Consider the following 8,188-nt stretch of genomic DNA (forward strand, 5'->3'; position numbering starts at 1 on the left):
TGGGCGGCACGCCGTTGCAGCCGCGATCGCGGCTGAAGCCGCTCCTACGGGTTCAGGGGGAGATCGGGAATGAGCTTGCCCAACGCCGCTCAGGAAGCTTTCGACGCCTTTACCACCTGCCACGGCTGGGAGCAGCGCGCCCGCCTGCTGATGCAATGGGGCGAGCGTCTGGCGCCGCTAAGCGACGCCGAGCGCAGCGAGGCCAACCGCGTGCACGGCTGCGAGAGCCTGGTCTGGCTGGTCGCCGAGCAGCATGAAGGCCACTGGCGCTTCCGCGCGACCAGCGATGCACGTCTGCTGCGCGGCTTGCTGGCCGTGCTGCTGGCGCGCGTCGAAGGCTTGAGCAGCAACGAGTTGTCACAGCTCGATCTGAATGACTGGTTCAGCCAGCTGGGCCTGCAACGCCAGCTGTCGCCCTCGCGCAGCAACGGCCTGCATGCCGTGTTGCGGCGCATGGCCGAGCTGACGGGCTGAGCCTGTTGCCCCGGATTGCATCCGGGCTACGAACTGCTTGCCCCTGCCAGGCCAGCCCTGGCTCAGGCCTGAGCGCGCTCGCGCTGGGTCAGCCCACGCAGGAAGTTACGCAGGATCTGGTCGCCACACTCGCGGTAGTGCCGGTGCCCCGGTGCACGAAACAGCGCCCCGAGCTCGGCCTTGGTCATCGGCAGGTCGGCGGCCTGCAGGATGGCCTGGATGTCGTCGTCACGCAGCTCGAAGGCGACGCGCAGTTTCTTCAGCACGATGTTGTTGCTCAGGCGCTTCTCCACCGCCTGGCGCGGACGGCTGTCGTCCCTGCCCCGCTTGTGGAACACCAGCCCTTCGAGGACATGGGCGAGCAGCACGTCGCTGCAGGCGCGGTACCCGGCTTCGTCCTCGCGCAGCAGGCAGGCCGAGATCAGCCCGGGCTCCACCGGGTAATCGGCCAGCCGGCACAAGGCCTCCAGCTTGCTGTCGTTGACGTTCAGCAGATAGCGCAAGCTGCGCAGCACATCGTTGTTGAGCATGAAAATCCTTGGCAGGCGCAGGACGAGCGTCGCTCAGTCCTGCGCAACGTGATGTGAGGTACTCGGCTGCCAGCTGTCGGCATTGCCCGAGTTCAGGGCCTGCTGCAGACGCTCCAGGTCACCGCGCTTGGCAAAAGCTTGCAGCCCGGCGTTGAACAGGCGCAACAGCTCCGCCCCTTCGGCGTCATCCTTGCGAAACAGCAGGCGCAGCGGCTCCTTGTTCAGGTAGCGCGGATGGTGCGTGATATGACTGGCGTCCTTGGGGAACAGCTGGCGCAACATGGCATAGCCTACCGCACGATCCTGTGGGTGCAGGTCGATGCGCCCCAGTTCCAGCAGGCGGAAGCTGGTGTCTTCCTTGCCGCTCTGCTGCACCATCAGGCGACCGCCGGCCAGCGCCTCGTCGAACTCCGGCCCGTAGGAGTAACCCAGGGTCGTGCCGATGCGATAGTTGAACAGGTCGTCGACCTTCTGCCAGTCGAACGCCTGGTCGACGCGATGGAACAGGACCACCTCGCCGCGCACCAGCGGATCGCTGCAAACGCCGTAATTGAGACGGCTGGGGCTGCAGCTGTAGGGCATGATCGCGCTCAGCTGCCCCTGCTGCAGCATCAGCACATTGCGGTCCCAGGGATGAAAGATGTATTCGACCCGATAGCCGGCCTCGGCGAACACCGCACTGACCAGCCGCGCCAGGGCCCCGCCATCGGCGCGCTGCTGATCGACATAGGGCGCCCAGTCACCGGTGCCGATGCGCAGGGTCTGCGGCTCGGCCTGCACCGGGGCCAGCAGCAGGAGCCAGACAGGCAGCGTCAGGGAGGCGAGCATCCGTGCCCTGCGCCCTTTGCGAAAGACGCGCTCAAACCGGTAAGACACAAAATCACCTCTACTACGAATGACGTTCGATGCTTCCCTGTGTTCGTTTGCTGCACCTTTTCCGTTTATCCAGCATAGTCAAATGCGCAACGCGCAACGCCCTCAACCAGCAGCCTTGCGCTCTGCCGGGCGCCGGGCGCCGGCGACCAGCTTGTCCACCAGCCTGGCGGCGGCGGCCATGCCGAAACTGGCGGTGACCATCATCACCGCACCGAAACCGCCCGCGCAGTCCAGCCTTACCCCCTCACCGACGAAGCCCTTGGCCTGGCAGACGCTGCCGTCCGGCTTGGGATAGCGCAGCTGCTCGGTGGAGAACACGCACGGCACGCTGTAGGTGCGCCCCGGCGTACGGGAGAAGCCGTAGTCACGACGCAGCATGCTGCGCACCTTGGCCGCCAGCGGGTCGTTGAAGGTCTTGTTCAGGTCGGTGACCTGGATCTGCGTCGGGTCGACCTGGCCACCCGCACCGCCGGTGGCGACGATCTGGATCTTGCGCCGCTTGCACCAGGCGATCAGCGCGGCCTTGGCCGGCACGCTGTCGATGCAGTCGATCACGCCATCGAGCTGCTCGGTGATGTACTCGGCCATGGTCTCGCGGGTGACGAAGTCGGCCACCGCATGCACCACGCACGCCGGGTTGATGGCACGGATGCGCGCGGCCATCTCGTCGACCTTGGCCTTGCCCACCGCGCCCTCGAGGGCGTGCACCTGACGATTGGTGTTGGTGATGCACACATCATCCAGGTCGAACAGGGAAATCTCGCCCACGCCGGAGCGCGCCAGGGCTTCCGCAGCCCAGGAGCCGACGCCACCGATGCCGACCACGGCCACATGCGCCGCAGCCAGGCGCTGGTAACCCTCCTGGCCATAAAGCCGGGCTATTCCGCCAAAGCGCTGATCGTCTGTATTCATCTATCCCCCTGCTGGACGGCGCGCATTATAGAGATAGCACCTTGCCCACCCAACCCCGAAAGGCAGGTCAGCCGTCGGTCGGTGCCATGCGGCCGGCGCGTGAATGCATCCGCCCAGGCGCCGGATGACCTGATTGGTAACGACTTTTGCTTTAAGATGGCCAGCCTTCACGCCAGCCGCCGCATCGGAGCCGCAATGACCGCCCCCCTCACCCCGACTCTGGAACTCGCCTTCGACCTGATCCGCCGTCCGTCCGTCACCCCGGTCGACGAAGGCTGCCAGGAACTGATGATGCGCCGCCTCGCCGCCTGCGGCTTCGAGGTGGAGCGCATGCGCATCGAAGAGGTGGAGAACTTCTGGGCCCGGCGTGGTGGCGACGGCCCCGTGCTGTGCTTCGCCGGGCATACCGACGTGGTGCCCACCGGCCCGCTGGACGCCTGGCAGTACCAGCCGTTCGACGTGCGCGTGGATGAGGACGGCATGCTCTGCGGCCGTGGCGCCGCCGACATGAAGGGCAGCCTGGCCAGCATGATCATCGCCGTCGAGCGTTTCGTCGCCGACCATCCGCAACACAAGGGCGCCATCAGCTTCCTCATCACCAGCGACGAGGAAGGCCCGGCGCAGCACGGCACCAAGGCCGTGGTCGAGCGCCTGCGCGAGCGCGGCGAGCGTCTGGACTGGTGCATCGTCGGTGAACCCTCGAGCACTACCCTGCTCGGCGACGTGGTCAAGAATGGCCGTCGCGGCTCGCTCGGCTGCACCCTCACCGTGTACGGCAAGCAGGGCCACGTGGCCTACCCGCACCTGGCGAAGAACCCGATTCACCTGGCAGCGCCGGCCCTGGCCGAGCTGGCCGCCGAGCACTGGGACCACGGCAACGACTACTTCCCGCCGACCAGCTTCCAGGTCTCCAACCTCAACGCCGGCACTGGCGCCACCAACGTCATTCCGGGGGAGCTGAAGGCGGTGTTCAACTTCCGCTTCTCCACCGAATCCAGCGTCGAAGACCTGCAGCAGCGCGTCAGCGCCATCCTCGACAAGCATGGCCTGGACTACCACCTGGAGTGGGCGCTGTCCGGCCTGCCGTTCCTCACCCAGCCCGGGGACCTGCTCGACGCCGTGGCCGCCAGCATCCGCAGCGTGACCGGTCGCGAGACCACCCCGTCGACCAGCGGCGGTACCTCGGACGGGCGCTTCATCGCCACCCTCGGCACCCAGGTGGTCGAGCTCGGCCCGGTCAACGCCACCATCCACCAGATCAACGAACGCGTACTGGCCAGTGATCTGGACCTGCTCACCGAGGTCTACTACCAGACCATGGTCAAGCTCCTCGCATGCTGATCTGCCCCCTCTGCCAGACCGCGCTCGAACCCAGCGCCAGCGGCCTGGCCTGCGCCAACCGGCACAGCTTCGACCGCGCCCGCCAGGGCTACTTCAACCTGTTGCCGGTGCAGCACAAGAACAGCCGCGATCCGGGCGACAACCAGGCCATGGTCGAAGCACGCCGACGCTTTCTCGACGGCGGCCACTACGCGCCGCTGGCCGCACGCCTGGCCCAGCTCGCGGCCGAACGCGCGCCGGCTCGCTGGCTGGATATCGGCTGCGGCGAGGGCTACTACACGCAGCAGATCGGCCACGGCCTGCCGGATGCCGACGGCTACGCCCTGGACATCTCCCGCGAGGCGGTCAAGCGCGCCTGCAAGCGCGCCCCGCAGCTGAGCTGGCTGGTGGCGAGCATGGCCCGCGTGCCGCTGGCCGACGCCAGCTGCAACCTGCTGGCCAGCGTGTTCAGCCCGCTCGACTGGAGCGAGGCCGAACGCCTGCTCGCTCCCGGCGGCGGCCTGCTGCGCATGGGCCCGACCCGTGGCCACCTGATGGAGCTGCGGCAGAAGCTGTATGACGAAGTGCGCGACTACGACGACGAGAAACACCTGGCGCTGATCCCGGCGGGCATGCACCTGGCGCACAGCGAGACCCTGCAGTTCCCCCTGCACCTGGCCGAGGCCCAGGCCCGCGCCGATCTGCTGGCCATGACCCCGCACGGTTGGCGCGCCAGTGCCGAACGCCGCGAAGCAGTGATCGCCACGCCCTTCGAAGTGACCGTCTCCATCCGCTACGATTGGATCGTCAAAACCCCGAGCATCAGCTCTCAGGACTAGAAGCCATGCGCCAACCCGATATCGAGATCTACCTGAAAGACGCCGAGCGCGACGCCGTGGCCCAGTGGCTGGGTGCAGCCCTGGGGCCTTGCAGCGACTGGCAGCAGAAAGGCCAGACCTTCAAGTGCAAGGCCGGCGAGGTACCGGTGACCTGGCTGCCCAAGGCGGTGGGCAAATGGCACAGCCTGTACCTGGAAAGCGACGCCACGCCCTGGGCCGACGACCTCGCCTGCGCCCGCGCCGCCTACGCCGCCCTTGGCGTACAGGTTCGCTGCGCACCCGGCACCTGGGTCGAAGATGAAAGCGATGAAGAGGCCGACCGCTGGATCAAGGTCGATGCCGATGGCGAGACCGAGATCGTCTGGCGCACCGAATGAACGCGGCCGCCCGGCGGCCTGCTGATGCCCCTCGCCCATTCATGGGAGAAGGTGCCCGAAGGGCGGGATAGGCTCAGGCGCCCCACGCTATGGGACCTTGCATCACCCCCGTAGCCCGGATGCAATCCGGGACCAGAGCGACGCATTCATAAAGCGCATATACAGCGTTCAAGTTCCGCTGCGGCCACGATAAAGATCAAAGGGTTAGATTCGGCTAGCCCTTTGTCGTTTCGGAGTGACCACGCAGGTGCTTGCTGTAACGCACCCCGCAACTCGCTCCCGACGAACCATCCCCGCCACGACTATTACTACGTAGATCAGTGGACCGTCACCCATAGCGAGGCCACTTACAAGCGGTTGGCGGCGCTGCCATAAACCTTGCTGCGCTCTCGCTTGCCCACAGCGATCATCGTCACAACCAAGCGGCTGTCGATCACTTCATAGACCAGGCGATAACCGATGGAGCGCAGCTTGATCTTGTAGCAGTTGGGCATATCCCGCAGCTTGTCCGCCTCGACTCGGGGATTCTCAAGGCGCTCCTTGAGCTTCCTGGCGAACTGCAATTGGATGGTGCTGCCCAGCTTGCCCCACTCCTTCAGTGCCTGGGCGTTGAACTCCAGGGCGTACTCAGTCGGCTCCGCCGGCTTGCGCGATGAGATCATCGATATCTACTCGCACAGTGGGTTCACCACGTCGCTCGCGCACCACTTCGGCCAGGCGGGCATCGTCGATCATCTCCAGCATGGCTTCGTATAGCGCTGGAGGCACAGCATAGAAGGCTGGTTCATTGCGATTGAGGATCACGACGGTTTCACCACCGCCTTCGCGGATGGTGCCCATCGGGTCTTTCTTGAGGTCGGTCACCGATGCTGCAACATCGGCCAATACGGCATAAGTCATGGGTCTCTCCCTGCTTTCCTGGAAAGCACGGCAGAGCATAGCTCTTTTTAGAGTGCTTTTAAAAGCACTCTTATGGCTGACCCGCCCTGCAAGAGTTGCTATCCCCAGATGAGGCACTTGTTACGATTGGCCATGTCAGGCCGCTGGCGTGTGGCACTGGAGTCCTTGTATCTACTGGCTTCCAGCCTCGGCCAAGGGAGGTGGTGCTATTTCCCGAGTCGAGCTCAGGCTGGCGGGAATCCGGCCTACCCCAGAAACGAAAAGGCCCGTCGATGACGGGCCTTTGCATTGGAGTCTGGGCTCAGACCGCAGAGACGTCTTCCGCTTGCAGGCCTTTCTGGCCCTGGGTCACACCGAACTCGACCTTCTGGCCTTCGACCAGGGTGCGGTGACCTTCGCCACGGATGGCGCGGTAGTGAACGAACACGTCCGGGCCGCTTTCGCGCTGAATGAACCCGTAACCCTTGGAATCATTGAACCATTTGACGGTTCCGGTCTCACGATCTGCCATTACCAACTTCTCCAAACTCGCTATGTTTTTATTGTCCCGAAGGCGCTTTGACGGCTCGGTAAAAACGTTCTTCTCAGCGTTCGCCAACCCCGGCAATTCGAGCATGGAGCAGGTCAAGCGAGTAGCGTTCTTGCTGCAGCCGAAGGCCGAGTATAAAGCATGAACTGTGACTGAAAAGTACTTTTTTGGAACCGCCCCGCCACCTGGAAAAATGCGCTGTTCAGAGCGTTTTTGTCAGCTTTTGGCCAGCAGATCGCGCAACTTCTTCATCAACCGCTGCGCCTGGTCGGCGTCGAGGCGATAGGCCCAGTCAGGCCGCGCGCTGACTTCCTCCACCTTGAAACCTTCCCGCGCCCCCAGCGTCAGCCAGTACTGTTCTCCCTGCCGGTACAGGGCGCCGGCGAGCTTCTGCCCTCCGAAGCCACTGAGGCTGAAGCGCAGCACCGGCGGCTGTTTGAAGCCCACCTGGTCGAGCGGCGCAGCATCAGCGAACTGCAGGCTGGAGAACAGCGTCGCCACGCTGTTGGCCGCGCCCTCGAAAGCGAGCTTCTGCGTTCCGGCCAGTTGCTCGACGGCAAAGTTGTACTGCTTGGCATCGGCCCGGTTCAGGGTGAGCACCTCGCCGTCGGCATGGCGCAGCTCGATGCGCTGGATATCGGTGTAGGGAATGTCACTGATGCGCCGATCCAGCCAGTCCAGCTCGCGCGGCGGTACGTTCAGCTGGCGATCGATCAACCAGACCTGGTCCTCTCCAGCCAGGCGCACCAGTTGCCCGGCGCCTTGCTGGGCTGCCTTGCCCAGGCGCAGGCCGAGGTCGGGGTGGCCGTCGAACTGCAGTTTCAGGCGCAGTGCCTGCTCACCCTCCGCGCCTTGCTCGGCCAGGCCCAGGCGCGCGTGCCACTGCGCATTGGCGGTCTTGGCCTCCACCTTCCGCGCCTCGCGCAGCGCCCGCAGCAGGTCGGCCAGTACCTGCCTTGCCGCCGGGTAGTCGGCCTTCGCCGGCACCACCCAGTCCTCGCCGTGACGCTCGATGCGCACCGGAGGCTGGCCCGGCGCCTCGATGTCCAGCGCCTGCAGGCTGCCCAGGTAGTCCTGCTGCGCGGCCAGCCATGGTGCCTGTTCGACCGGCGCGGCGGCCTGCTGCTGGTCATGCCGCAGCGCCAGATAGCCCAGCGCGCAGAGCAGCGCGATGACGAGCAATGCGCTCAGACCTTTCTTTCCCATGAAACCCTTCCCCCTTGAATGAGATGGAGCCGCGTGGAGCGCACCGATGCCTCAGAGGCGGTGCGCCCGGCGCGCCCTTGCGGAAACCTGTCGCTTGCTGGCGGCGCTGCCCCCGGATCGCAGACGGGCCACGAAACCCTCGACGTGGGGTGGATGCCGCTTCCTGCATCCACCACAGCGGTGGATCGGTGAAGCGTGATCCACCCTACGTATCACCCCGGATCG

The 8,188-nt window shown here is 65.3% G+C and carries 11 protein-coding genes; 4 read left to right on the plus strand and 7 right to left on the minus strand.

From position 1 onward, the window contains the following. Positions 1–69: 69 nt before the first annotated feature. Positions 70–474 (plus strand): SufE family protein, encoded by a 405-nt coding sequence (locus E4487_RS15380; protein ID WP_175253775.1) that lies wholly within the window; start codon positions 70–72, stop codon positions 472–474. Between the two features lie 62 nt (positions 475–536). Here E4487_RS15380 and E4487_RS15385 read toward each other — a convergent pair whose 3' ends face one another. The 3 genes from E4487_RS15385 to tcdA form a co-directional block, all read right to left on the minus strand. Next, on the minus strand, positions 537–1,004 hold the full coding sequence (locus tag E4487_RS15385) for a DUF1456 family protein (RefSeq protein WP_037053711.1): 468 nt from the start codon (positions 1,002–1,004) through the stop codon (positions 537–539). A gap of 33 nt (positions 1,005–1,037) precedes the next feature. After that, entirely contained in the window at positions 1,038–1,832 is a 795-nt protein-coding gene (locus E4487_RS15390) for an ABC transporter substrate-binding protein (RefSeq protein WP_175253776.1), read from the minus strand. A gap of 150 nt (positions 1,833–1,982) precedes the next feature. Beyond that, positions 1,983–2,792, minus strand: a complete 810-nt coding sequence (gene tcdA, locus E4487_RS15395) for a tRNA cyclic N6-threonylcarbamoyladenosine(37) synthase TcdA (protein ID WP_175253777.1) — start codon at positions 2,790–2,792, stop codon at positions 1,983–1,985. Positions 2,793–2,987: 195 nt separating this feature from the next. On the opposite strand from tcdA, the gene dapE reads away from it, so the two are divergent. Genes dapE through E4487_RS15410 form a run of 3 tightly spaced genes read left to right on the plus strand, consistent with a single transcriptional unit; the run spans position 2,988 to position 5,328 of the window. Further along, the gene (dapE, locus tag E4487_RS15400; protein WP_134677459.1) at positions 2,988–4,133 is read left to right on the plus strand and encodes a succinyl-diaminopimelate desuccinylase; all 1,146 of its coding nucleotides are present in this window, start codon (positions 2,988–2,990) and stop codon (positions 4,131–4,133) included. Beyond that, on the plus strand, positions 4,127–4,951 hold the full coding sequence (locus E4487_RS15405; protein ID WP_175253778.1) for a putative RNA methyltransferase: 825 nt from the start codon (positions 4,127–4,129) through the stop codon (positions 4,949–4,951). Before dapE ends, E4487_RS15405 begins: the two co-directional genes overlap by 7 nt. A 5-nt stretch (positions 4,952–4,956) precedes the next feature. Then, positions 4,957–5,328: a hypothetical protein gene (locus tag E4487_RS15410; protein WP_047592131.1), complete on the plus strand. Its 372-nt coding sequence runs from the start codon at positions 4,957–4,959 to the stop codon at positions 5,326–5,328. Positions 5,329–5,675: 347 nt separating this feature from the next. Here E4487_RS15410 and E4487_RS15415 read toward each other — a convergent pair whose 3' ends face one another. The 4 genes from E4487_RS15415 to E4487_RS15430 form a co-directional block, all read right to left on the minus strand. Next, complete coding sequence (locus tag E4487_RS15415) at positions 5,676–5,990, minus strand: type II toxin-antitoxin system RelE/ParE family toxin (RefSeq protein ID WP_175253779.1); 315 nt, start codon at positions 5,988–5,990, stop codon at positions 5,676–5,678. Continuing rightward, positions 5,956–6,228, minus strand: coding sequence for a type II toxin-antitoxin system Phd/YefM family antitoxin (locus E4487_RS15420; RefSeq protein ID WP_172979170.1), 273 nt, complete (start codon positions 6,226–6,228; stop codon positions 5,956–5,958). Before E4487_RS15420 ends, E4487_RS15415 begins: the two co-directional genes overlap by 35 nt. A gap of 301 nt (positions 6,229–6,529) precedes the next feature. Beyond that, the gene (locus E4487_RS15425) at positions 6,530–6,739 is read right to left on the minus strand and encodes a cold-shock protein (RefSeq protein WP_024308925.1); all 210 of its coding nucleotides are present in this window, start codon (positions 6,737–6,739) and stop codon (positions 6,530–6,532) included. Between the two features lie 234 nt (positions 6,740–6,973). Then, positions 6,974–7,963, minus strand: a complete 990-nt coding sequence (locus E4487_RS15430; RefSeq protein ID WP_175253780.1) for a DUF4340 domain-containing protein — start codon at positions 7,961–7,963, stop codon at positions 6,974–6,976. Between the last annotated feature and the right edge of the window lie 225 nt (positions 7,964–8,188).

It is taken from the genome of Pseudomonas sp. BMW13, from assembly GCF_013357275.1.
GTDB classification, from domain to species: Bacteria; Pseudomonadota; Gammaproteobacteria; order Pseudomonadales; family Pseudomonadaceae; genus Aquipseudomonas; species Aquipseudomonas khazarica.